This window comes from Exiguobacterium sp. TDN 0502, from assembly GCF_050846835.1.
Taxonomy (GTDB): Bacteria; Bacillota; Bacilli; order Exiguobacteriales; family Exiguobacteriaceae; genus Exiguobacterium_A.
The window spans coordinates 419383-441370 of sequence record NZ_JBOZGJ010000001.1 but is presented as its reverse complement, the minus strand read 5'-3'; the positions used below and the strand labels follow the sequence as shown (position 1 = coordinate 441370).

The window sequence follows — 21988 nt, the reverse complement described above, 5'->3', positions numbered from 1 at the left end:
CCTTCTGAAGTGAAGCGCTTTACGATTACTATAACAAAAAAGCACGAAGACGTGTGTGAACGTCTTCGTGGTGAAGTTAAGGGTGATAGCGTAACGACTGGAAGAAACGCATGATTTGTTCTGCGTCTGTCGGATTCGTATATTCGCCGATATATTGTTCATCTTTCTGCCCCGTGATCGTCACCGTGCAGGAGACGAGTTGAAGACCTTCACTCAATCGAATCTCAAACGTCGCATCCGACAAAGGCAACGATGTCTTCGTCGAAAAATAGAGCGCACGCGTGCTCGTTTGATGGGCTTCGATGTCCGAGAAGGGCAGTTCGAACGACTGGGCATGATGTGTCAGCATGCGGACTTTTCCCGCGACCGAGAAGCTCGGAACGGTGTCGCTCGACAGGGAACAGGCCTCAATCGGATACAAGATCTCGCGCAGGAGGAACGACTCCATGACAGCGGCAGGTACCGGTCGGCTGAACAAATAGCCCTGGATGCTCGGACAATTGAGCGTCCGGAACGTATCGAGCTGACGGAGTGTCTCAATCCCTTCTGCAACGACCGTCAGATTGAACTCACCTGCCATGTAAAGAATGCTTTTGACGATAGCTTGGGCTTTGGCGTCATCCGTGATGTGCGTCGCGAACTGCCGGTCGATTTTGATGACGTCGATCGGATACCGTTGCAAGTAGACCATCGACGAGTAGCCTTTCCCGAAATCGTCGAGAGCGATCCGGACACCGATCCGGCTGACGTATTCGAGTGTCCGAGTCGTCATCGGATCATCCATGATCAAAGCCGCCTCGGTGATCTCAAGCTCGAGTAACTCGGGTGCCAACTGATATGTCGACAGCATCCGTTCGATATGGTGCTCAAAGCCGGGAATCAAGAATCGTTTCGGTGAGACGTTGACGGACAGCGGGACGAGCTGCGCCCCTGTTGTCTTCCAGTGTTGCATCGAACGACACGCTGTCTCGACGACCCAGTCACCGATGGCGACATGCAGGGCGCTCTCTTCCGCGAGCGGAATGAAATCATTCGGAGGAATCCGTCCCCATTCCGGGTGTTGCCAACGAATCAATGCTTCCATCCCGACGATTTTCCCGGTCCAGCTATCGACTTTTGGCTGGTACTCGAGGAACAGTTCATCGCGCTCAATCGCATAATGTAGATCCTGTTCAAGTCGGTAACGCCGGTAATAATCGATATCGAGATTCGAGGCGTAGTGATGCATCGTGCTGTGATTTTCCCGACGCGACCGGCGCAAGGCGGTATAGGAATGTTTCAAGAGTTCCACGGCATCGGTGCTGTCTTCCGGATAGCGGCTGACCCCGACCGATATACGGGCGAACAAGGCGTACGGTTCGATTGAAATCGGTGTTTCCGATAAGTCGAGAAGGGATTGGGCACACGTCGTGACATCCTGTTTATAGCTTGTCGGAACGAGCAAAGCATATTCGTCGCCGCCGAGGTGTCCGAGGAACGTCTCATTTGGTTTTGCTTGTTGTAACAACGCAGCTGTTCCTTTTAACCACTGGTCGCCGGAGCCGTGACCGAATGCGTTATTGATCTCGGCAATCCGGTTGAACGAGACGGACAGAACGAAGAACGACAGATCCTGTGCCTGCCAAGCATGGATCGTCTCAATCAAGGCTTGGCGGTTCGGCAGCTGTGTCACAGCGTCGCGTAACGCGAGTTGCCGCAGTTGTTCCTCATAGGCTTTTTGAAGCGTGATGTCGTGCATGATGCTATTCGTGTAGGCGATCGTGCCGTCGAGCTGAAAGACCGGAATTTGCTGGTCCTCAATCCACTTGGCGCGACCATCCGGGAAGTGAAGCCGGTATTGGATCGTGCCCGCCTGACCGTCGACTAATCGTCCGATAAACTGTTTCATCACCTCGTGATCGCGGACGTCCAATCGTTCGAACAACCACTCTCGGCTGAGGACTAAATCCTGCGGCAACTCTTCGAAGATATGCAGGAATCCTTGTGAGTGAAACAGGATCCGTCCCGTAAATAAGTCGATTTGCGAAATCGCCGCATTGACGGCCTCATAGATTTCACGTGCCTGTGCCCGTTCCGTGACGAGTTGACGCCGTGCCTCATCAACTTCCGATAAGTCATAAAGGACGACCGACAGATGGTCGGGATGGTCCGGGCGGGGGAACGCTTTCAGGCGCAATAACTGATACGTACCGTCAGCAGTTAATAAAGAGACTTCCATCTCAGAGCGTCCTTTTTCACCGGCGATCAATTGCGCCATCTCAAAGCGTAGTGGATCGAAGTCGCGTGGATGAATCCGGCTGAACAATTGTGCTTGATCCAGTGTTGACGCGTCTTCCACCGACAGTCCTAAAAATTGGAGCAGACCGGGCGAGAATTCGATTGATTGTGTCGTCACATCAAAGTGGAAAACGACGAGTTCTGGAATCTGTTCCGTCAGTTCGAGTTGGGAACGAATCGACGAGACGTCTGCTTCGAGCTGTTTCTCACGAGTGATATCGCGGGCGACGCCGTAGACACCAATGACCTGCCCGTCTTGTTCGACCGGCATGTTCGTGATCTTCAATGTGACCCGGTGTTGGTCGGCATGGAGTCCTTGCGCCGTATAATGAACGGTCTCACCACTCAGGGCACGATTGAAGAAGGTTGTCACCGCTTCGACCTGATCCGGCGGATTGAAGACGGCAAAGTGTTCGTAGAGCGTCTCGGCGGAATACCCGAGCATGTCCGGTAACTGTTCGTTGAAATAGATGATTGTCCCTTGCGCATCAAACAAAAAAATCGCATCGGTCTGCTGCTGGAAGAAGGCTTCCGCCGTCTCCGGACGGGAGACTTCCAGACCACCGATATAGAGTGGGGCTGTATCGGATTGACGAATCCGATTCATCGCTTCATGAAAAGCCATCCACGTCACCTCCTTACGATACTAACGTTCTCTTTACTAGTATCGGGTGAAGGAAATGGAAATTGCAACCTTCGTTCAAGGAATAGACTTATTTTTCAAAAAAGTGAACCAGTATATGAAAATCACGATTAAAAGACATTTGTCCTAAAGGGCACACAAAAAAGCCGAAGCTCGAAAAAGGAGCTTCGGTCTAAATCTTAAATCGCTAAATCGACGGATGTATCACTCGCATTCGGATCGGCATCCGTTCCCTGATCCGGTGCGCCCGGCATGTCACCCTTCGGACCATGTCCGTGTCCTGGACCATGACCATCGCGTGCTGGACCTTTTTTCAAGTCAGCGTAGCTTGAGACCTCATCTGCGCGTGACTGGATGTGTTCCTTGATTTGTTTCGCTTGTTTTTCTGTCAGCTTGCCATCTTTGACTTGTTGATCGACGGCTGCGATTTGAGCGTTGAGAACGGCTTTCTCGAAATCGGCGTAAGCGACCTTATTCGCTTCCGCAAATTCAGGCAACGATTGCTGGGCAGCTTCGAATTTCGCCTCATCGAGTCCAAGTGCTTTTAGGATTGCTGACGTCGAGTCACCGAAGACACCACCCGGTCCATGGTCACCACGCTTACCGTGTTCGCCACGATCCGGAAGATCGTCGTAGCTCTTCGCGTCCTTGTATTCTTCCGTCAGACGGGATTTGATTTCTGTTGCTTGCTTTTCTGTCATCTTACCGTCTTTGACTTGTTGGTCGAGCTGACTCGTCTGTGCGGCAAGCAATGCTTTTTTATAGTCGGCGAACTTGATTGATTGTGCCTTGGCATAGGCAGCGAGCGATTGATTGGCGGCATCGAACTTCGATTGGCTCAGTCCGAGTGCCTTTAAGACGTCAGCAATCAACGACTCATTGAAGAAACCTGGTCCACCGTGGCGTCCCATCGGCATTTTTTCTTTGAGTTCAGCGTAGCTCTTGACGCCGCTGAACCGTTCCGTTTGACGCTTCAGCATGTCGTCTGCTTGTGTCTGTGTCAGGTCACCTGATTTGACGAGGCTAGCGAGTTGTTCCTTCGCTGCAGCAAGTTCCGCCTTCTTGTAATCAGCGAACGAGATCCCTTTTGCTTTTGCGAGATCGGCAATCGACTGTCCGTTCTCACGGGCAGTATCAGCCTCGGCTTGTGTGATGTTCAATTTTTTCAAGAGTAACGTCATGTCCTGTTTTTTCATACCTTCGAAGTGGTGCCCGTGTTTTGTTTGTTTTGTCGTCGTACTCGAATCGTCGTTTGTTGCAGCGTATGCGGATGCTCCTCCGACGGTTAATGCGCTAATTGTTAATGCAGTGATCCATTGTTTTTTGAATGTCATGGGATGATCACTCCTTTCACCTTTTATGGTAGAGGGTCACGAAAGAGAAGTTGTGAGGAAGTTGCAAAGAAACTGCGAAGAAAGGCAAATGCGGGCAAAAAGGCGCTACACTAGGAGTGGAGGGATGACGATGAACGTATTATTGATTGAAGATGAACAAAAATTAGCACAGGTGACGGCCCGTTTCCTGCGTCACCATGCGTATGAGGTGACGATCGCCGGTTCATTAGCGGAGGCGAAACAGTGCTTGACGACAGCGTTTGATGCCGTCTTGATCGACGTCCGCTTACCGGACGGTGACGGCTGGTCGCTTGTTCCGAGCATCAAATCGCAAGCCCAGCCACCGGTCGTTTTCATGATGACATCACGCGGGGAAGCGGATGATCGCGTCTTCGGACTCGAACTCGGTGCCGATGACTATCTCGTCAAGCCGGTCGTCCTGAAGGAGTTGACGATTCGGCTCGAGCGGGCATTGAAGGTCCGTCCGGTCGCCCGCCATGCGTTCGGTGATTTGACGATCGACGAGAAAGGACGCCAGGTCAAGACCGGTGATCGGGCGGTCAGTCTCGCGAAGATGGAGTTCGAACTGTTGCTTTATTTCATCGAACATCTCGGGGAGGCACTCAGTCGGGACCAGATTCTTGATGACGTCTGGGGCTATGCGTTCGGTGGCGATACCCGGACCGTCGACACACACGTCAAACAACTGCGGGATAAATTACCGGTCATTAAACAACAACTGAAGACGGTGCACCGGGTCGGCTATCGATTGGAGGCGATCGAATGAAACGACGTCCTTTGATGCGTAAGTTCCTGTTTGCCGTCGTCGGTCCGTTGCTGGTCATGGGCGTCCTCAGTTTCGTTTTGACGGCGTTTCTCGTCAATCGGTTCGCGGAAGGCGAACGGTACGATCAACTCGCGCGCGAAGCGAACATCATTAAACAAGCGATTGAAGCCGACACGCCGATTCCGCGTGACATCCAAGGATTCTTGACGACCGACGGGTTGACGCAACGAATCGGGGCACGCGGACCCGCTGGGCGGTTACCACTTCTAGATAACCTAAAGAAGGAAGACGTCATCGAAGTGCAGGACGAACGGTTGTTGACGTACCAGCTGACGGTTGACGGGACACGGATCACGACCGTCCGCCAGGCGCCGCTTGCCAGTAGTGCGCTGAGTGGTGTTTATCTCGCAATCGGACTTGCCTTACTCGTGACGTTACTGCTTGCATCCTTACTTGCCTACTACATGGGGCGGCACCTGACACGACCGATCGTGACGCTTCGTTCCGTCGCCCAAAAGATTGGTGCCGGTGAAACGGACGTCGTCCTGCCGGCGCGACCGAAGGATGAAGTCGGAGAGTTGATCGACGCGGTCGACGAGATGCAGACACAGTTGAAGCAGAAAGACCACCTGCAAAAGACATTCATCGCCGGCATCACCCACGACTTGCGGACGCCACTCGCGATTATTCGGAACGAGACCGAGGCACTCGCGGCAGGTGTCATTCCCGTTGCTGAACTGCCCGATGTGACGACGAGCATCATCGAGGAGACGGACCGACTCGGGCATCTGATTGATGAGACGTTACTCTACTCGAAGCTTGCTGGTGGACGGATGCCGCTTGAAAGAACAGATGTGGCACTCGATGAACTCGTGCTTGCGACAGTCGAACGACTCCGCGGAACGTTCACGCAAGCAGGACTGACACTTGCGACGAATCTCAAGCCTATGAAGCAGTCGCTCGATTCACGGATGTTTGAACGCGTCTTGATCAATTTCCTGATGAACGCTCGTTTTGCGTCACCGATTAACGGAACGGTTACGGTTCGCTTAACGGATACTGAATTGACGGTCGAGGACGAAGGAGCAGGGGTTCGCACCGAAGACCGGGCGACGATCTGGGACGTCTACGTCAAACAAGAAGGTAGTGCCGGTCACGGACTCGGTCTTGCGATCAGTCGGATGATTCTCGATAGTCATCAGTTCGACTATGGTGTCCGTGACCGAAGTGGTGGGGGAGCGGTCTTCTACGTTCGGTTTTGATTGGATAGAATGGTAGAGGATTCTGACGAACGATTCCATCATCCTTGCTTTCCACAGGCGGGAGTAAGCCGCGGCATCTCGCACTCCGTGCCATCTGCCGGGTCTTACTAGTCCCTGACGAAAGTGCTGTTGGCACTTTCTTTTCCTGTAGGAGTCGCGGATGAGCTGCTTCGTTCTGGAACAGGCATACGAAAAAAGGAGAACAGTTTCCGTATCACACAGAAGCTGTTCTCCTTTTCATGTTGGTAGCATTTAAAGATTATTGACCGTCGTTCGCATGAACGAGACTTGGTTTGACGAGAGTATAGAACTCATCGCTCATTCCGACGCGACTGCCCATCTGGCAAGCGAGTTCGAGTGTTTCCTTATAGAAGTTCGCGACGAGATCGTGGTTCTTGATGTGCTCGTCCTGCATCGCCTTTTTGACCCCAAGGACGACTTTTTCGATTTGCTCATCGGCATCATTACGGACCGGGACGACGTTTTCCGGAAGATCAACTTCCTTATCGTGTCCGTTGAAGCGGAACGATGCCCCGAATCCGAGGTGCTCGAGGAAGAAGTGCGGTAACAGTTTACCAGCGAAGAACTGATGCCATTCCGTCTCTTTCATCGCTTCCATGTCACGTTTGAACGACGTCGTTGCCAGTGCGTAGCGATCGTGTGTATCCTTCATGAACTTCTCGAGGATCGGAACCTGCATTGCAAACGCATTCTTGAGCAAGTTATCGAGCTGTTCTTGCGTTAATTGTTCTTGTTCAGTCATCGCTTTAACCCCATTTCGTTTCGTTATCCCTATCGTAAGAAATTTAGACAATTCCGTCAAATCTTTTTCGAGAATAGAGTTTACCTATTTCACAAAAGGGAATCCATTACTATCAATCATTTTAGGGGGAGTCAGCATGAAACGAATCGCAATGACAGGAGTCTTACTCGGAGCATGTCTGACTCCGGTGACGGGCTTTGCCGCAAGTAACGTGACATACAGTAAAGGGGTCGTCGCGAACAAGACATTCGGCTATACGGTCAAGACGACAAGTGCGTTAAAAAAGGCAATCCAGCAAGACAAAGTCGAACTCGTCAAAAATAAGACGGTCAAGTCGAAATACGGTGTCATCACACGCAATGGTACGTTCGCCTTGTACTATAAAGTCAAGGGAGCCGATCAACTGCTCGTCAACTTGAACTATGAGCCGAAGAAACTCTCAAAAAAACAGTTCGACCGCGAAATCGGATATGGTACATATCTCGGGACAAAAGGTAGCAAAACCTACTACTACGTCTTACCGACGGAAGCCGTTGAAGGGGCTGTCGGCAAGAAAGCGATCGAGAACTTAATCGTCAAGGACGTCCCGCAGATGATGAAGACATTCAAACTGCAATGAGCACTAGCTTTTGCTAGTGCTTCTTTTGTTCGTTCGGTATAGTTGAAAATGAGGTGAGTGAATATGGAATGGAACGTCACAGACGTCAAACAGACAACAGATGTATTACAACTCGAAAAATGTGTCAACGATCACGATGGCATTGAACTGAAAGTCGCAGCGGACTGGGTCGGCGAGAACGATTTTGCGGTCTACGACGGCGAACAACTCGTCGGGTATTTGCAGGCATTCGCGTACTTGCCGACGGAATGGGAGGTCAATGTCTTCGTTGATCCGGATTACCGGAAGCAGGGCATTTTCACGGCACTGGTTGAAGCAGCGCGCGTGCGTGCAACGGAAGCAGGGGCTGAAGCGTTCACGTTCGTCATCGATGACGCAAGTGAGTCAGGTCAAGCCGTCCTTCAACGGTTAGGGGCGGAGTACCGGATGACCGAGTACAATATGCTCCTGAAGAAGGCACAGTTGTTCCTAAAAGCGGACCCTGATTTTGAGCTACGGGAAGCGACAGCGGACGATCGTCCGTTCATCGTCGAAACACTCGGGAAAGCGTTCGGGAACACGGACGAAGAAGCGGAATCGATCTATCAAGCGATTGAATCCGACGACCGGATTACGTTCATCGGTGTCGCGAGCGGCAAACCAGTCGGCGTCATCCGTGCTTATCTCGCTTCCGATACACAAGCGAGCATCCATGCGTTCGCGGTTCGTCCGGAGGCGCAAGGTAATGGTTACGGGAAGAAGATGCTGAAGCTGATGGTTCAAGCGTTGTTCCGGACAGGTCGGACACAACTCGAACTCGACGTCGAGACGGATAACGATCGTGCGCTCGATCTCTACAAAGAGGCAGGATTCGTTGTCCATCGTGGCTATCAGTTCCACGTGTTGGCGGTTTAATTGAAGCAAACATCACGACTTTTCCACTCGCTTTCCTCAGGCGAGACACAAGCCGCGGCGCTGTCGTCTTCGACGCAGAGCCGGGTCTTGTTTGTCTCTGACAGCGCGACTGCGCTTTTTCCTGTAGGAGTCGAGTGGACGTGTGATGCCTCATCGAAGAACGGTCTCCGGATCGTTCTTTTTTTTGTGATGATTAATACAGAAACTAAACAAAAACGTTGGAACCTTTTCTGCAATCCGTCGTATACTAGACATATGGAAAAAAAGAGGAGGCGACGTCATGGAGAGTCGACAGGATTCATTGCGGACGTTGAAGTGGGTATCAGGTGGAATGGAAGCGGTGCTCGGGATTCCGCTCCTAGGTGGTTCAATCGTTATTTTCTCAGGTTACAATGCCCTGTGGTTGATGCTCGCGTTTCACATCGTCGTCGTCGTATTGACGGCACGTGCCGGGAACGTCTCAAAAGGGAACATCGTCGGGATCGTCGCATCAACGGTCGGTGTCATTCCGGTCGTCGGGATGTTCTTACACATGGCAGCAGCAATCACGATTCTCGTCGATGCAGCACTCAGTAACCGAATCGTTACACGGACACATGTCAAACATGTCGAACCGATTCGACCACGTCCGGTCCGTCGGGAGCAAGAAAAACAAGAAGACCATCCGTTCTGAGTTTTTTTCGTTGACAGCGAAAAATAAGCCGTGTAAAGTAAACAACAAGTTAAGCCATATCAATTACATCGACGACGCGGAGTAAGTATCGTCAACACTGCCGACCAAGCGAGTCAGGAATGGTGAGAGCCTGACACGGTAAGCTGAACGAGAATGGACCGCTGAGAGCCTGTTGAACCTTCGAGTAGACAGGACGGTTGCCCCCGTTACCGGGCTAGCTGGTTGTTGGACCAGTGACAAGTGGAGACGATGTTTCGTCTCAATCAGAGGTGGCACCGCGCGGATACAGGCGTCCTCTATGCATTAGCTGTTAGCTATGCATAGAGGACGCCTTTTGTTGTACGTCAAGGTATGCCGAATCATCCAGCGCTCATCATATTTCTCAGGAGGCACTACACATGAAAAAGACATTGATCGCAGCGGCGAGTACGGCAGTTTTACTCGCAGGATGTGCAACGACAGAACCAGCAGAAGACAAACAAGTGGACAAAAAAGTCCTGCATACGATGGAAAGTTACGATCTCCTGTCGGTTGACCCGGCAGACGCCATCACATCAAACATCTTCAACCAAATCTACGAAGGACTCTATCGCTTTGACGCGAACAACGAACTTGTTCCAGCGGCAGCGAAATCGCATAGCGTCTCTGAAGACGGTAAAGTCTATACGTTCAAGCTTGACCCGAATGCGAAATGGTCGGACGGAAAGCCGGTCACTGCGGAGAACTTCCGTTATGCGTTCGAGCGTGTCGTCAAAACGAACTCACCGTTCGCTTACTTGCTTGAGCCAGTCGAAAAAACGACAGCCGTCGACGACGAGACACTTCGAATCGAATTGAAACGTCCGACACCATACTTCCTCAGCATGACGACGTTCGGCACATATATGCCAGTCCGGGAAGATATCGTCAAAGCAGAAGGTGACCAGTTCGGGACGGATCCAAAAACGAACGTTTACAACGGACCATTCACATTCAAAAAATATCAAGCCGAACAAGGCTATACGCTTGCGAAAAACGCTGAGTATGCAGACCGGAAAAACGTCAAAATCGACGAAGTCGACGTCAAAATCATCAAAGATCCGATGCTTGCGATCAACTTGTTCGAGTCCGGCGATCTCGATGTCGCACCACTCAACTCAGAGAACGTCGTCACGTACAAAGGGAAAAAAGAGTACAACACGTTCAGCGATTCGCGGATGTTCTTCATCCGGATGAACGAAAAGACGGATGCCTTGAAAGACAAGCAGACACGCCAAGCGATCGACGCAGCATACGATAAGAAAGCGTTGACGGAGACGTTACTTGGAAACGGATCACTCCCTGCTGACTACATCGTGCCACAAGAACTTGATCCGAAATACGATAGTGCGCGTCAAATCGAATCGTCATATGATGTTACAGCGGCAAACAAAGTGCTGGCGAAGCAAAAGCTTGAGCTGACGATGTTGATTGAAGACGATGACGTCTCGAAAAAAATCGGTGAGTATATCCAAGGGGCATTGAAGAAACAGAACGTCGACGTGAAACTGTTGTCACTGCCGAAGAAAGAGCGTCTTGCGCGTGAAGGGCGAGGGGACTACGATCTGTCACTCGCGAGCTGGGCGCCGGACTATCAGGATGCAACGACATACCTGAACTTGTTCACGACGGGTAACCCGTTCAACATGATGGACTACTCGAACAAACAATATGACCGTCTCTTGAAGCAGGCTGAAAGTGAGCTCGATCAAGACAAACGTCTTGCCTTACTCAGTAAAGCAGAAAGTGTATTGCTCGACGATCAAGCGATCTCACCTGTCTACCAACGGAAGAATGCCTTCCTGCAAAACACGGAAGTCAAAAATCTCGTCCGTCATAATGTTGGAACGGATATCTCATATAAATATGTTGAGATTGAGCGGAAATAAGAAAGAGAGAGTGATGGATGATTTGGTCCATCACTCTTTTTAATGGATTTTGTCAGTTCGCTGGTAATCACTTTTGAAAATCAGGTCAACTGACTTGAAACGGTTACAAAAGAAACCGATAGAGAGGACGGTGAAAGAAGATACAGGAAAGGGAGTTTCGGTTATGCGTAAATTACGAAGCAACTTGAAGGTACGGTTATTCTTTTGGGTCTTAGCCATCTCAGTCATCACGAGCGGCATCTCAGCCCAACTTGTGCTTTATCTCCATCGTGGACTTGATGTCGCGGATACGAACGCGATTTGGTTCGGAGCAGGGATTGGCTTATTGTTATCGTTGATTGGGACGTCATTGATTCAGTTGATCTTGCGTCAACCGATCAAAGCAATCGAAAAGGCAACAGAAACGGCACGCGAAGTCGCAAATGGTAACTTCAACGTCGATTTCGAAGAAGCGAAGCGTGGGGATGAAGTTGACCAACTGATGCACGAACTCGAAGTGATGGTCTTACATATCCGCAAACAGGCGACACAGATGGGAAGCTCAAGCGATAAGCTGACAGCGTCCGCACAAGAGATTGCAGCAGCAGTCCAGGAAGGTAACGCATCGGGTGAAAGCATTCGTTCAGCAATGGCAGAGCTGTCAGCGAAGATGAACGAGAACGTTGACCAAGCGTACCTATCGATGGATGCCCTCGGTGCCGTCAAACGGACGATGGATGAAGTCGCAAAAGAGATGAATGAAGCGTTGAAATCGGCGACGGTCATGCAGACGGAAGCTCAGAACGGGAAGACACTCGCAACCGATTCCGTCGAAGCGATGCATATGATTTCGAAGAAGATGGAGCAGTCGGCAACGCTCAATGGTCGTCTGACGGATATGACAGGTGAGATCTCGCGGATCACGGATGTCATCAGTGATATTTCGGCACAGACGAACTTGCTCAGTTTAAATGCATCGATTGAAGCGGCACGTGCAGGAGAGGCAGGACGTGGCTTTGCGGTCGTCGCAGCAGAAGTCAAAAAACTGGCGGAACAGACAGCGACATCCGCAAAAGAAATCACGGATTTGATTTCTGGTGTCAAGCGTCTTGTTAATGATACGGCAAACGCAATGACCGATGTTCAGAGTGAAGTAGCGACAGGTGTTGGACTTGTTGAGCAAGCAGGATCGTCATTTGAAGAGATTCACCATTCGACGGAGAACGTCTACTCGCGTGTCAAATCGGTTGACCAGCTCGTTGTCAAATCGGATCAAGAGATTGATCAAGTCGGTTTAACGACTGCGAATATCCTTGCGATGGTCGAGGAAGCATCGAATCACGCAGAGCAAGTCTTGCAGGCGTCAAGTCATCAAGCAGCATCGCTCGGCGAAGTCAACGGAGCGATGGAAGAGCTTGTAGCGGTAGCGGAGCAATTACAGGAAGAGACGGGCGCAACGCGTCTCTAAACTATGAGGAAATCGTACATCTAAACCGGATGTACGATTTTTTTGCATTTTTTTGAAGAAAGTTGTTAAACATTTCGGGCGGACGACGATATATAGGGTGGAAGCAGTCATCGACTTCATCCACCGTGTCGCCCTTGGGCCGGCCAGGGGGCACATCTCGGAGAAGACGGATCTTCAAAGAGACAAAAAATGAATCCTATGGAGGGAAATTACAATGATTATCAATCACAACGTAACAGCGCTTAACACACACAACAAACTTTCGAGTGCTACTGCAGCTCAAAGTAAATCAATGGAGAAATTGGCTTCAGGTCTTCGTATCAACAAAGCAGGCGATGATGCAGCTGGTCTTGCGATTTCTGAAAAAATGCGTGCTCAAGTCCGTGGACTTGATCAAGCTGGACGTAACTCACAAGATGGCATCTCACTCATTCAAACAGCCGAAGGTGCTTTAAATGAAACACACGATATTCTTCAACGGATGCGTGAACTTGCCAACCAAGCGGCAAACGATACAAACACAACATCTGACCGTGGAGAGATTCAAAAAGAAATTAACTCTTTAACTTCTGAAATTAACCGTATCGGTAACACTACTGAGTTCAATACTCAGAAATTACTTGATGGTGGTAAAAATGGTGCAGGTAGTGCAGCGGTAACGGCTGTAGCTGGTAAATTTACTATCGGTGTTACTGATACTGTAACAGCAGGTGTTACAGTTGATGGAACAAACTTCACTGGAGCAGACGTAGATGCGGTCGTAACTGCTATGGGAGCAGATGCAGCATTTACTGCAAAATATACTGCGGCAAATGTAGGTGGGAAACTTGAACTTACACAAGCTGCTGGTGCGGAGTCTTCAACTAACCCTACTGTTGCAGGCGGAACGATGACAATTGACAACGCTGGAGTAGCGGCGAAAGCAGAAGTCATTGCAGATGCATCAAAGAGCTTGAAATTCCAAATCGGTGCTAACGAAAATCAAAGTCTGACGCTCGATATTGCAGACATGCGTGCTTCTGCTCTTGGAATCACAACAGCTGGAACAAGTGATAAATTAGCAGTCACAGATGGCACTAATAATACTACAACTGAACAAGCATTAGATGTCTCGACACATGCTAACGCAGCAAGTGCAGTTACGAAAATTCAAACTGCAATCGATACAGTTTCTGCTGAGCGTTCAAAACTTGGTGCAAACCAAAACCGTCTCGAGCACACAATCAACAACCTCAAGACATCTTCTGAAAACCTAACAGCGGCTGAATCACGCGTTCGTGACGTTGATATGGCAAAAGAAATGATGAACCAAACAAAGAACTCGATTCTTGCACAAGCTGCACAAGCAATGTTGGCTCAAGCGAATCAGACACCGCAGGGCGTTCTTCAACTCCTTCGATGATTGATTCCACCGGGCGTCTAATCTGGTAACGGGTTAGATCATGACTGGGTGAATTGCTGGAACTCCTGAGAGTCTTGATGTACGACAACGTGGCTGGAAACGGCGAGCGTGATCGTTCTGAAAAACATCAAGAATTGGACAATCAGCAGCCAAGCACCTGTAGGGAAACCTTGGTGAAGGTTCAACGACTAGGATAGACGACCTAATGGACTTGTCCGATGGTTATGAAATCCGTACTCCGTAAACGGCGGGGGAAGTGCCCAGCTCCTTGAAGTTTAAGGATGAAGATATAGTCTTATCATTAGCGAAAGCTAATGCGCGTAGCAAGCGAACCAACAGCCGCAAGGCGTTCTCCAATTACTCCGTTAATCGTAATTGGCACATATCGATTGTTCAGGTCACGGACTCGTTCCGTGGCCTTTTTTGTTTTGTTCTACTCGAACTCTAACAAATTCAATGAATTGACCGATATACTACATAGAGAACAAATAAGGAGTGACCGACTATGAATTCCATTAATACGGAAATTCGCCTTCATCTGCCTTCGAACGTCCTACCGTACGAAGCGACACGGAATGTGTTTGTGGAAGCGAATCAGGAAGCATTAGCAGAAGAAGGAGTCGTTGTCTTACCGACACCCCAACATATTACAAAGCTCGAAACAGCAATGGAGCAAGCGAACGTAAAGCTCGAACTGCAACGAACGGGCTTGAAGTTCGTCAAACATGAACAACTGAATGAATATTACATTCAAGTCGTTGATACGAATAATAACGTCGTTCAAGAAATTCCAAGTAAAAAAGAACTCGATTTCTTTGCGGCCTTCATGGAATTTAATCAATTGATTGATAAACGGGTTTAACGGAAAGGACTGATTGGATGGCAGGTATTCGAATAAGTGGTCTTGCAAGTGGGATTGATACGGAAACGATGATCAAACAGTTGATGCAGGCGGAACGAGCGCCGGTCGACCGGTTATCGCAAAAGAAACAGACGTTGACGTGGCAACGTGATGCCTACCGGGAGATGAACCGGGCGCTGCTTGATTTCCGGACAGCCGCAAGCGATATGCTCTTATCAAAGAACTATCAATCAAAAACCGTTACGAGTTCCAATCCGACGGCATTGACGGTAACGGCAAGTCCCGGTGCACCAGCGGGCAGTGTGACGATTGACAGCATTGATCAGCTCGCGAGTGCCGCTTCGGTAACGATGGTCGCAGCAAGCGGGAAGAAAAGTGATGCCACACTTGAAGAGAGTGGATTGTTTGCGAAGGATGCGAATGGAAAGATCAATGTGCAAATCAATACCTTTGATGCGGCAGGTGTAGCCGTGACGGAGACATTGCAGCTCGATGCAACGCAAAAGATCTCGGATTTGACAGCGGCAATCAACGGGAAAACCAGTCTCGGGATGAACGCCGTCTTCAACGATTTAACAGGAAAACTCGTCTTAACGAAAACGAGTACCGGTAACTTAAATCCCGCAGGTGCCGATATCTCGATTGTTGATGCCTCGAATAACACTGCAAAGGTCAATTCAGAGGACGCAACATTCGGTCGTGAAGGAAAAAATGCGAAATACACGATTGGTGGACAACAGCTCGAACAGACGACAAATACATTCACGCAGAACGGTCTGACGATCACCTTGAATAATGTCTCGGAAACAGCGACGACGATTAATACGACGCTCGATACGCAGAAAAACTTTGATTCGATCAAGAACTTCGTTGATAAATATAACGATGTCATCGATAAGATGAACAAAAAGGTTCGTGAAGAAAAATATCGTGACTACCAACCATTGACGGATGCTCAACGTAAGGAACTGAGCGAGGATGAAGTCAAGAAGTGGGAAGAAAAAGCAATGAGTGGTGTGCTGAAGAACGATAGCTACTTACAGGACGGGCTGAATCAATTCCGAAGTGCGATTTCTTCAAAAATCGATACCGGTTATTCGTACACGTCAGGAACAGATACGATTCAACTCCAGTACATGTCGCAAATCGGAATCACTTCAACGAGTGACTTCCGGGACGGCGGGAAGCTGAAAATCGATGAGACAAAACTGAAGAAGATGCTTGAAGAACAGCCGGAAGGTGTCTTTAAGCTATTCACAGCTGATGCACCGGAGCCGACGAAAGATGCACAAGGTAATACTGTTGCGAACCCCAATGGACTCGACGGATTTGTCCGTCAGATTCAAGGGTTTGCGACGACGCTCCGCGATAAGATTTCTGGAGTCGCCGGACGGGACGGAGCGGTTGCAACGACATATCGACTCGGAAAGTCACTCGCTGATCTCGATAAGAGCATGTTGTCGTGGGAAGACAAGCTAAAGCGGAAAGAAGACAGTTACTATCGCCGATTCGCGGCAATGGAACAAGCGATGAACCAAGCGAACAGTCAATCGGCGACGCTTGCCGGCTACCTCGGACAAGGATAAAAAGGAGGAAACGCGATGAACCCTTATGCGACGTATCAAACGAACTCGGTAACGACAGCGTTACCTCAAGACTTAACACTAATGTTATATGAAGGATTGATCAAATTCTCGATGCTTGCGAAACGTGCGATCGAACAGAAGATGATTGAACAAAAAAACACGAATATCCAAAAAGCGCAGGCGATCATTACCGAATTGCAATTGACGCTCAATCAATCGATCGCCTTATCGAAAGACTTGAATAGCCTGTATGACTATATGCAAACACGCTTGATGGATGCCAACGTCAAAAATGACCTCGTTGCAATCGACGAAGTGATCGGTTTTGCCGAAGAATTCCGCGAGACGTGGAAAGAAGCGATGAAACTCGCGCGGCAACGATGAGTCCGCTCAATCCGCTTCGCCTGAAGACAAAACGACTGATCGAACTGCTTGATCAAACGCCGGATGAGGAGACGTACGACGAATGGATCGAGAAGATTCAAGGTCTCTTGAACGAACGGGAAGCGTTCATTGCGGCGCACTCGAACCTGCTGGCTGGTGCCAATCAAGCCATCATCCAGGAACTCGTCGCCGATAGTCGGAAAATCGACTTGAAATTATCGGCGGAAACGGCTAAATTAGGGGTACAAATCAGTCAGTTGCGTCAGACGCAAACGAGTCGTAAATCGTACGTCGATCCGTACGAGGAAGTCGATCATAGTTTTTCACCGTATTTTGATTCTCGTCAGTAACTTTCTTGTGTGAGGGAGGGATCTTTCGTGACCAAGCGGGAAGACAAAAAGCGTCCCGTACCGCAGCCGTATTTCCAATCGGATGGCTCGTACGATCAGTTCATTGAACCGGACGTTGAATCGGAATCATGGGAAGAGTTCGAACGCCCTGTCTCCGATGCACCAGATGCCTATGAAGAAGAAAAATATCGTCGTGAGTCGTAACCTCATGAAAAAATGCCCTGTCCATTTCCGTGGATAGGGCATTTTGCCGTTCACTTAAAGCGGTACGCATTCTTCTCAGCTTGTTTGACGCTATACATCGCTTCGTCGGCGCGAATCAATAATAGACTCGTCGTTCGTCCATCCTCAGGATAACGGGCGATGCCGATCGACGGGGTGACATGCATCGCTTCGGCATCCAAAAAGAACGGATCATTCAGGCGAAGGAGGGCATTCTCGGCGTAGATGATCGTCTCCGCGCGACTACGGGCAAGGAACACGATAAACTCGTCACCACCGAGCCGTGCCGCTAAATCATCAGATGTTAAATCAAGTTGCAAGCGTCGCGCCGTCTCCTGCAGGACGTAATCGCCGGCATCGTGTCCATAGCGATCATTGATTTGCTTAAAGCCGTCGAGATCAATGAACAGAAGTGATCCTTCGGTCAAGGTCGCCAGTTGCGCTCCGAGATGATCCTCGAAGTAGCGGCGATTTGGAAGTGCCGTCAAGGCGTCATGATAACCGAGTTCCTGGAGCCATTTTTCTTGCGATAAGGCTTCCGTCACATCGGACAGGATGACATAGAGATCCGCTTCTCCCGGAATCGGAATCAACGTCACTTCGAACGTCCGTCCGTCGACGGGACGCATCACCAGTTGCTTTTCATCTGTCTCTAGTCTAAGAAACGCCGCAATCAGTTGATCGACTAACGCATCAGGGACATAACCATGTGGAAAATAGCGTTCTGCCGCCGGATTCATCGCTTTCTCATGCCCATTGCCGTCGAATCGAACGATTGGTTGCGGGTGAGCGAGGAACAGACGCCGGTACTCTTCCTTTCGGAGTTCCAGCTGTGCCGTATGACGGTCGATCCGGTGTGTTAAGTCGACTTCGAATGTCTCGAGTTCGGTCAGTAATCGGCGATTCAGCCGTTCAGAGAAAAACTGGCGAAACGTAAACAACGAAAACAGGACGATCAGTGTCGGGAAGTAGACATCCTGCGCCATCGGCAGGAATGTCACGCCTGTCAGTAAAACGATCAGGCTGATATACGGGAGGTACGGTCGTCCGAGCCGGTCGCGCGCCGGCTCCTTTGGTGGGACGTCTTTGAAGTAAAGTGCTAACTGATACAAGCTGACCGCATAAAACGGGAAGAAACATGCCGCGTAGACCAATTCATTTCGCAGGAAGAATGTATAATATCCGAGATTCGCCACGATGAATACCATCATGGCGACGATCAGCCGTTGATGTGCCGGCCCCCGGAGTCCCGTCGCATACAAAATCAGAAAGAAAAACAACTGCGCAATGAAACTGATGGCGTAGCCAAGCATGGCGACGAACTCGATGTCGGAGCGAGCGAAGGTCGGTAAATGCTGTAGGATGACTGTGTAGCCGAAGACGAAGACCATTCCGAATAACAGGATGCCATCGATATAAAGCAGTCGCGCATGGCGGATCGATGACCAGTCGATCAACCGGGCAAAGGCGATCGCAGTCAGCGCGAGAAAGGCAGTCAGCGTCAGGTTGGCAGCAGAGTCGACTTCCGGTGGATGCGGGATGAAGGTCAGGATGAAGTTGATCCACAGACCGCTTGCAAACAGGAGGATTGCGATGCCAACCGAACGTTTTGGGTGTTGCGGAAAAAACCAGCGCCTGGCTTTTATCGCGATATAGGTGACGCCGAGTAGCGTTGAAAGCACAGCAACGGGTGGAACGAAGGGCGTGCCGCTAAAGAGCACCATCAAGCCATAACTGATCAGTAGATAAACAATGGGTAACGTCGGTCGCATGCCGGACCTCCTTTCCTAAGACAGTGTGTTGGCTTTTTTCGACGAGTGGTGAAAAAAATCCTTGTTCCGTCTACTGACGAACAAGGATTAGTCCTGCTCTTGCACCCATTCCCAGTGGATTCGTGCGTCTTTTTTGATTTTGTCAGTCGCCGTTTTACTTTGGAACAAACGGCTGTACCATAGCCGGGCCTGTTCTTTCTCTTTCGTCACAGCGTACAAATCGGCGATCCGCAGCAAGAGGACGTCTTCTGGAATCCCGCTTTCCTTGACCGAAGTATAGCTTTCATAAAGCAAAAGGTACTTCTCGATCGCCCGGTTCGCCCAAAGCTGTTCTTCTTCCGACTGCTCAGTCAAACGATGCAACCAGGACAGACGGACACCAAGCATCGCTTGAATTGCCGGTTTCTGCTCCGTCACTTGTGCCGTGTAAAGGCAGAGCTTATAGAGCTGAATCGCCTGCTCGATCGTCCGCTCCGTGCTAGCAAACGGTAAGACGGGAAGCGTCGGCAGGATGTGGTCCTGCAGTGTCGTCCGAACGTCCGGCGATAACTTTTCGAACGATTCATGGAAGAAGAACCGGCAATGACTGCACTGGACCGGTTCGTAGAGATAGACATTGACGCCTTGATGACGGATGAAGCCATCAAAGTCGGTCGAGGCAACACGGATGTGCCGTGACAGGACACGTTTCGTTTCCGTTGTCTTCAAGCAATAGGGGCAGGTGCATCTTTTAAGATATAAGTCTGGCATGTAGGGAACTCCTCTAACTATGAATTACACGAAGACGTTGACGAGCATACCTTTGATCTCGCCGACTTGGTCGAGGATATCGAGGCGGCGCGACTCACCGGAGATGACCGTATCCGTCAACTGGAGAAGCTTCGCATCGACTTGTTCGACGACTTTATAAATCTTCGTCCGACCGCGGCGGTTGAAGCCGCGCTTCTCTTCGAGTTGTTGCGACTGGTCGAGGGCATCTTTTAAGAAGTCCTTGATCTTTTCTTTATAGCTTTCGAGGTGTTCAATCGTCTGACTCTCAGCGAGCAATTGCCCGTGTTCTTCGACGAGGGCGAGTTTCTGTTGCAGACGTTCATACCCTTTATGTTCCCGTTTCTCCTGCATCAGGGCAGAGAAGGTCGTCGACGCCTCGACTTCACGCGGACCGCCTGTGAGCGACTGTAGACGTTGTGTTTCCTGGATGCGGCGGATATCCATCGGTTCTGCCTCCTTAGTTGAGTAATTGTAAGACGCCTTGCGGCAGGGCATTCGCTTGAGCGATCATCGCCATCCCCGATTGATTGAGGATGTTATATTTTGCATATTCCATCATCTCACGTGCCATATCGGTATCGCGAATCCGTGATTCTGAAGCCGTCAAGTTCTCGACGCTGACGCTGAGGACGGACGATGTCGCTTCGAACCGGTTCTGGATTGCCCCGAGTTGTGCCCGTTGCTGGGAGATCGTATCAATTGCTTTCGTATAACGGCTGATTGCGTCGTTCGCGTCCGTTGCCGTCATGACGCTCAGGGCGTACTCCGGTGCGTCACCACTCGGGAAATCGAGCGGACGGATCGAGGGATCAGCTTGTGTCGTTGAACTGACACCGATCGCGAGGGCTTGCATGTCGTTAATCGTGATTGAGATGCCTTCGTTTGCCCCAGCATTCGTCTGGATGAACAGGGCGTTGTCGGCATCGTTGAACTTCCCGCTCAACAACTCTTTGCCGTTGAACTGGGTCGTCTTTGCAATCCGCGAGACTTCATTCGTCAGTTGGTTGATCTCTTCCTGGATCGCTGTCCGGTCTTCGGTCGCAAGTGTGCCGTTCCCGGCTTGGACGGCGAGTTCGCGCATCCGTTGCAACAAGTTATGCGTCTCGCTCAAACCGCCTTCAGCCGTTTGAATCATCGAGACACCGTCAAGGACGTTCTGTTCCGCTTTATCAAGTGCCTTCAAGCGATTGCGCATCTTCTCCGAGATGGCGAGTCCGGCTGCATCATCCGCTCCCCGGTTGATTTTCTGACCGCTCGACAGTTTATCCATCGTCGTCTTGACGTTCGTCTGGTTGATGCTGAGATTGCGATAAGCCTTCAAGGCTTGGACGTTATTCGTGATTCTCATTCGTATTCCATCCCTTCGTATCGTTGATGATGTGTGGCGCGCACGAGCGGTCGATCGACGGTCTGTGCCGCTTGCCAGGTGACGCGTAAGTCTTCTGCCAGTTCGAGTAACTCGTCGAGGACTGCTGGTGTCGTATAGACCTGTAACGTTTGCTCGGCGAGATAGTGGTAGAGTGCGTCAAGTTGTGCCGTGATGATACCGCCGTCGTCGTGCAGTCCTGCCTGCAGCTTGTCGAGTAACTGATAAGCTTTTTGTAAGCGTTCGTTTACCTCGTCAAAGCGGTTCGCGGCACGCGCGAGAATAGCCTGGTCGTATTGGAGGACGAGTCCCGTCAACATGACTTCCGTCAACTGTTGCGGGGTCATCGCGTAAAGTTCTTGTTCTGTCATGAGTGCCGTCCTTTCGCATTGTCGAGTTCTTCGATCAATAAGAGCAATTCTGCCATCACGTCGTATAGTTGCGGCGGAATCGCCGTCCCGAGGTCGAGGTCGAGCAGGTGACCAAGCAATGAAGTGTCGTGTTCAATCGCGACGCCATTCGCCCGTGCTTCCTGCAGGATTCGATCGGCGGCTTGACCGCTAGCCCGAGCGACGACGACCGGTGCCTGACCGGATGCTTCGTCGTAACGGAGGACGGCAGCCGTCTTGCGTCCGGTTAAATCGATTTTCTGATACATAACGGTCTC

The 21988-nt window shown here is 50.3% G+C and carries 22 protein-coding genes and 1 other annotated feature; of the genes, 13 read left to right on the top strand and 9 right to left on the bottom strand.

The window, feature by feature from the left end:
* Positions 1–76: 76 nt before the first annotated feature.
* Both ACRPK8_RS02145 and ACRPK8_RS02140 read right to left on the bottom strand, forming a co-directional pair.
* Positions 77–2902, bottom strand: a complete 2826-nt coding sequence (locus tag ACRPK8_RS02145) for a sensor domain-containing protein (RefSeq protein ID WP_432236694.1) — start codon at positions 2900–2902, stop codon at positions 77–79.
* Between the two features lie 197 nt (positions 2903–3099).
* Entirely contained in the window at positions 3100–4254 is a 1155-nt protein-coding gene (locus ACRPK8_RS02140) for a hypothetical protein (RefSeq protein WP_432236693.1), read from the bottom strand.
* 130 nt (positions 4255–4384) lie between these two features.
* On the opposite strand from ACRPK8_RS02140, the gene ACRPK8_RS02135 reads away from it, so the two are divergent.
* Together ACRPK8_RS02135 and ACRPK8_RS02130 are read left to right on the top strand one after the other, a co-directional pair.
* Positions 4385–5041 (top strand): response regulator transcription factor, encoded by a 657-nt coding sequence (locus ACRPK8_RS02135; protein WP_432236692.1) that lies wholly within the window; start codon positions 4385–4387, stop codon positions 5039–5041.
* Positions 5038–6303: a histidine kinase dimerization/phospho-acceptor domain-containing protein gene (locus ACRPK8_RS02130; protein WP_432236691.1), complete on the top strand. Its 1266-nt coding sequence runs from the start codon at positions 5038–5040 to the stop codon at positions 6301–6303. The genes ACRPK8_RS02135 and ACRPK8_RS02130 overlap by 4 nt, the downstream gene beginning before the upstream one ends.
* Before the next feature lie 259 nt (positions 6304–6562).
* Here ACRPK8_RS02130 and ACRPK8_RS02125 read toward each other — a convergent pair whose 3' ends face one another.
* Complete coding sequence (locus tag ACRPK8_RS02125; RefSeq protein WP_432236690.1) at positions 6563–7066, bottom strand: hypothetical protein; 504 nt, start codon at positions 7064–7066, stop codon at positions 6563–6565.
* A gap of 136 nt (positions 7067–7202) precedes the next feature.
* Between ACRPK8_RS02125 and ACRPK8_RS02120 the strand changes: the two genes are divergently transcribed.
* From ACRPK8_RS02120 to ACRPK8_RS02070, 11 genes are all read left to right on the top strand, one after another.
* Positions 7203–7685 (top strand): hypothetical protein, encoded by a 483-nt coding sequence (locus ACRPK8_RS02120; protein ID WP_432236689.1) that lies wholly within the window; start codon positions 7203–7205, stop codon positions 7683–7685.
* A gap of 63 nt (positions 7686–7748) precedes the next feature.
* Complete coding sequence (locus ACRPK8_RS02115) at positions 7749–8579, top strand: N-acetyltransferase family protein (protein WP_432236688.1); 831 nt, start codon at positions 7749–7751, stop codon at positions 8577–8579.
* Between the two features lie 280 nt (positions 8580–8859).
* Complete coding sequence (locus tag ACRPK8_RS02110) at positions 8860–9252, top strand: hypothetical protein (protein ID WP_064299399.1); 393 nt, start codon at positions 8860–8862, stop codon at positions 9250–9252.
* A 62-nt stretch (positions 9253–9314) separates the two neighbouring features.
* Positions 9315–9552 (top strand) — a binding site (T-box leader).
* A gap of 98 nt (positions 9553–9650) precedes the next feature.
* Entirely contained in the window at positions 9651–11159 is a 1509-nt protein-coding gene (locus ACRPK8_RS02105; protein WP_432236687.1) for a peptide ABC transporter substrate-binding protein, read from the top strand.
* Positions 11160–11322: 163 nt separating this feature from the next.
* Positions 11323–12606: a methyl-accepting chemotaxis protein gene (locus ACRPK8_RS02100; RefSeq protein ID WP_432236686.1), complete on the top strand. Its 1284-nt coding sequence runs from the start codon at positions 11323–11325 to the stop codon at positions 12604–12606.
* Between the two features lie 214 nt (positions 12607–12820).
* The gene (locus ACRPK8_RS02095; RefSeq protein ID WP_432236685.1) at positions 12821–14008 is read left to right on the top strand and encodes a flagellin; all 1188 of its coding nucleotides are present in this window, start codon (positions 12821–12823) and stop codon (positions 14006–14008) included.
* Between the two features lie 505 nt (positions 14009–14513).
* Positions 14514–14870: a flagellar protein FlaG gene (locus ACRPK8_RS02090; RefSeq protein ID WP_432236684.1), complete on the top strand. Its 357-nt coding sequence runs from the start codon at positions 14514–14516 to the stop codon at positions 14868–14870.
* A 17-nt stretch (positions 14871–14887) separates the two neighbouring features.
* Positions 14888–16456, top strand: coding sequence for a flagellar filament capping protein FliD (gene fliD / locus ACRPK8_RS02085; RefSeq protein WP_432236683.1), 1569 nt, complete (start codon positions 14888–14890; stop codon positions 16454–16456).
* 15 nt (positions 16457–16471) lie between these two features.
* Positions 16472–16840: a flagellar export chaperone FliS gene (fliS, locus tag ACRPK8_RS02080; protein WP_432236682.1), complete on the top strand. Its 369-nt coding sequence runs from the start codon at positions 16472–16474 to the stop codon at positions 16838–16840.
* Positions 16837–17190 (top strand): hypothetical protein, encoded by a 354-nt coding sequence (locus ACRPK8_RS02075; protein ID WP_432236681.1) that lies wholly within the window; start codon positions 16837–16839, stop codon positions 17188–17190. The genes fliS (ACRPK8_RS02080) and ACRPK8_RS02075 overlap by 4 nt, the downstream gene beginning before the upstream one ends.
* A gap of 27 nt (positions 17191–17217) precedes the next feature.
* Complete coding sequence (locus ACRPK8_RS02070; RefSeq protein WP_169738097.1) at positions 17218–17394, top strand: hypothetical protein; 177 nt, start codon at positions 17218–17220, stop codon at positions 17392–17394.
* A 50-nt stretch (positions 17395–17444) separates the two neighbouring features.
* Here the strand turns inward: ACRPK8_RS02070 and ACRPK8_RS02065 are convergent, their stop codons facing one another.
* The 6 genes from ACRPK8_RS02065 to ACRPK8_RS02040 form a co-directional block, all read right to left on the bottom strand.
* Entirely contained in the window at positions 17445–19184 is a 1740-nt protein-coding gene (locus tag ACRPK8_RS02065; RefSeq protein ID WP_432236680.1) for a diguanylate cyclase domain-containing protein, read from the bottom strand.
* 87 nt (positions 19185–19271) lie between these two features.
* A complete protein-coding gene (locus ACRPK8_RS02060; protein WP_432236679.1) occupies positions 19272–19934 on the bottom strand; it encodes a DUF2225 domain-containing protein in 663 nt (220 codons plus the stop codon).
* Positions 19935–19958: 24 nt separating this feature from the next.
* Complete coding sequence (locus ACRPK8_RS02055) at positions 19959–20399, bottom strand: YaaR family protein (RefSeq protein WP_432236678.1); 441 nt, start codon at positions 20397–20399, stop codon at positions 19959–19961.
* Positions 20400–20412: 13 nt separating this feature from the next.
* Positions 20413–21303 (bottom strand): flagellin, encoded by an 891-nt coding sequence (locus ACRPK8_RS02050; protein ID WP_432236677.1) that lies wholly within the window; start codon positions 21301–21303, stop codon positions 20413–20415.
* A complete protein-coding gene (fliS, locus tag ACRPK8_RS02045; protein ID WP_432236676.1) occupies positions 21300–21692 on the bottom strand; it encodes a flagellar export chaperone FliS in 393 nt (130 codons plus the stop codon). Before fliS (ACRPK8_RS02045) ends, ACRPK8_RS02050 begins: the two co-directional genes overlap by 4 nt.
* Positions 21689–21979 carry an EscU/YscU/HrcU family type III secretion system export apparatus switch protein gene (locus tag ACRPK8_RS02040; protein ID WP_432236675.1) on the bottom strand — a complete coding sequence of 97 codons (291 nt, stop codon included), beginning with the start codon at positions 21977–21979 and terminating at the stop codon, positions 21689–21691. Before ACRPK8_RS02040 ends, fliS (ACRPK8_RS02045) begins: the two co-directional genes overlap by 4 nt.
* Positions 21980–21988: the final 9 nt, after the last annotated feature.

What these genes read in the sequence shown, in the direction of transcription:
- ACRPK8_RS02145 (WP_432236694.1), bottom strand. Translation starts at nt 2,902, where the DNA reads ATGGCTTTTCATGAAGCGATGAATCGGATTCGTCAATCCGATACAGCC.
- ACRPK8_RS02140 (WP_432236693.1), bottom strand. Translation starts at nt 4,254, where the DNA reads ATGACATTCAAAAAACAATGGATCACTGCATTAACAATTAGCGCATTA.
- ACRPK8_RS02135 (WP_432236692.1), top strand. Translation starts at nt 4,385, where the DNA reads ATGAACGTATTATTGATTGAAGATGAACAAAAATTAGCACAGGTGACG.
- ACRPK8_RS02130 (WP_432236691.1), top strand. Translation starts at nt 5,038, where the DNA reads ATGAAACGACGTCCTTTGATGCGTAAGTTCCTGTTTGCCGTCGTCGGT.
- ACRPK8_RS02125 (WP_432236690.1), bottom strand. Translation starts at nt 7,066, where the DNA reads ATGACTGAACAAGAACAATTAACGCAAGAACAGCTCGATAACTTGCTC.
- ACRPK8_RS02120 (WP_432236689.1), top strand. Translation starts at nt 7,203, where the DNA reads ATGAAACGAATCGCAATGACAGGAGTCTTACTCGGAGCATGTCTGACT.
- ACRPK8_RS02115 (WP_432236688.1), top strand. Translation starts at nt 7,749, where the DNA reads ATGGAATGGAACGTCACAGACGTCAAACAGACAACAGATGTATTACAA.
- ACRPK8_RS02110 (WP_064299399.1), top strand. Translation starts at nt 8,860, where the DNA reads ATGGAGAGTCGACAGGATTCATTGCGGACGTTGAAGTGGGTATCAGGT.
- ACRPK8_RS02105 (WP_432236687.1), top strand. Translation starts at nt 9,651, where the DNA reads ATGAAAAAGACATTGATCGCAGCGGCGAGTACGGCAGTTTTACTCGCA.
- ACRPK8_RS02100 (WP_432236686.1), top strand. Translation starts at nt 11,323, where the DNA reads ATGCGTAAATTACGAAGCAACTTGAAGGTACGGTTATTCTTTTGGGTC.
- ACRPK8_RS02095 (WP_432236685.1), top strand. Translation starts at nt 12,821, where the DNA reads ATGATTATCAATCACAACGTAACAGCGCTTAACACACACAACAAACTT.
- ACRPK8_RS02090 (WP_432236684.1), top strand. Translation starts at nt 14,514, where the DNA reads ATGAATTCCATTAATACGGAAATTCGCCTTCATCTGCCTTCGAACGTC.
- fliD (WP_432236683.1), top strand. Translation starts at nt 14,888, where the DNA reads ATGGCAGGTATTCGAATAAGTGGTCTTGCAAGTGGGATTGATACGGAA.
- fliS (WP_432236682.1), top strand. Translation starts at nt 16,472, where the DNA reads ATGAACCCTTATGCGACGTATCAAACGAACTCGGTAACGACAGCGTTA.
- ACRPK8_RS02075 (WP_432236681.1), top strand. Translation starts at nt 16,837, where the DNA reads ATGAGTCCGCTCAATCCGCTTCGCCTGAAGACAAAACGACTGATCGAA.
- ACRPK8_RS02065 (WP_432236680.1), bottom strand. Translation starts at nt 19,184, where the DNA reads ATGCGACCGACGTTACCCATTGTTTATCTACTGATCAGTTATGGCTTG.
- ACRPK8_RS02060 (WP_432236679.1), bottom strand. Translation starts at nt 19,934, where the DNA reads ATGCCAGACTTATATCTTAAAAGATGCACCTGCCCCTATTGCTTGAAG.
- ACRPK8_RS02055 (WP_432236678.1), bottom strand. Translation starts at nt 20,399, where the DNA reads ATGGATATCCGCCGCATCCAGGAAACACAACGTCTACAGTCGCTCACA.
- ACRPK8_RS02050 (WP_432236677.1), bottom strand. Translation starts at nt 21,303, where the DNA reads ATGAGAATCACGAATAACGTCCAAGCCTTGAAGGCTTATCGCAATCTC.
- fliS (WP_432236676.1), bottom strand. Translation starts at nt 21,692, where the DNA reads ATGACAGAACAAGAACTTTACGCGATGACCCCGCAACAGTTGACGGAA.
- ACRPK8_RS02040 (WP_432236675.1), bottom strand. Translation starts at nt 21,979, where the DNA reads ATGTATCAGAAAATCGATTTAACCGGACGCAAGACGGCTGCCGTCCTC.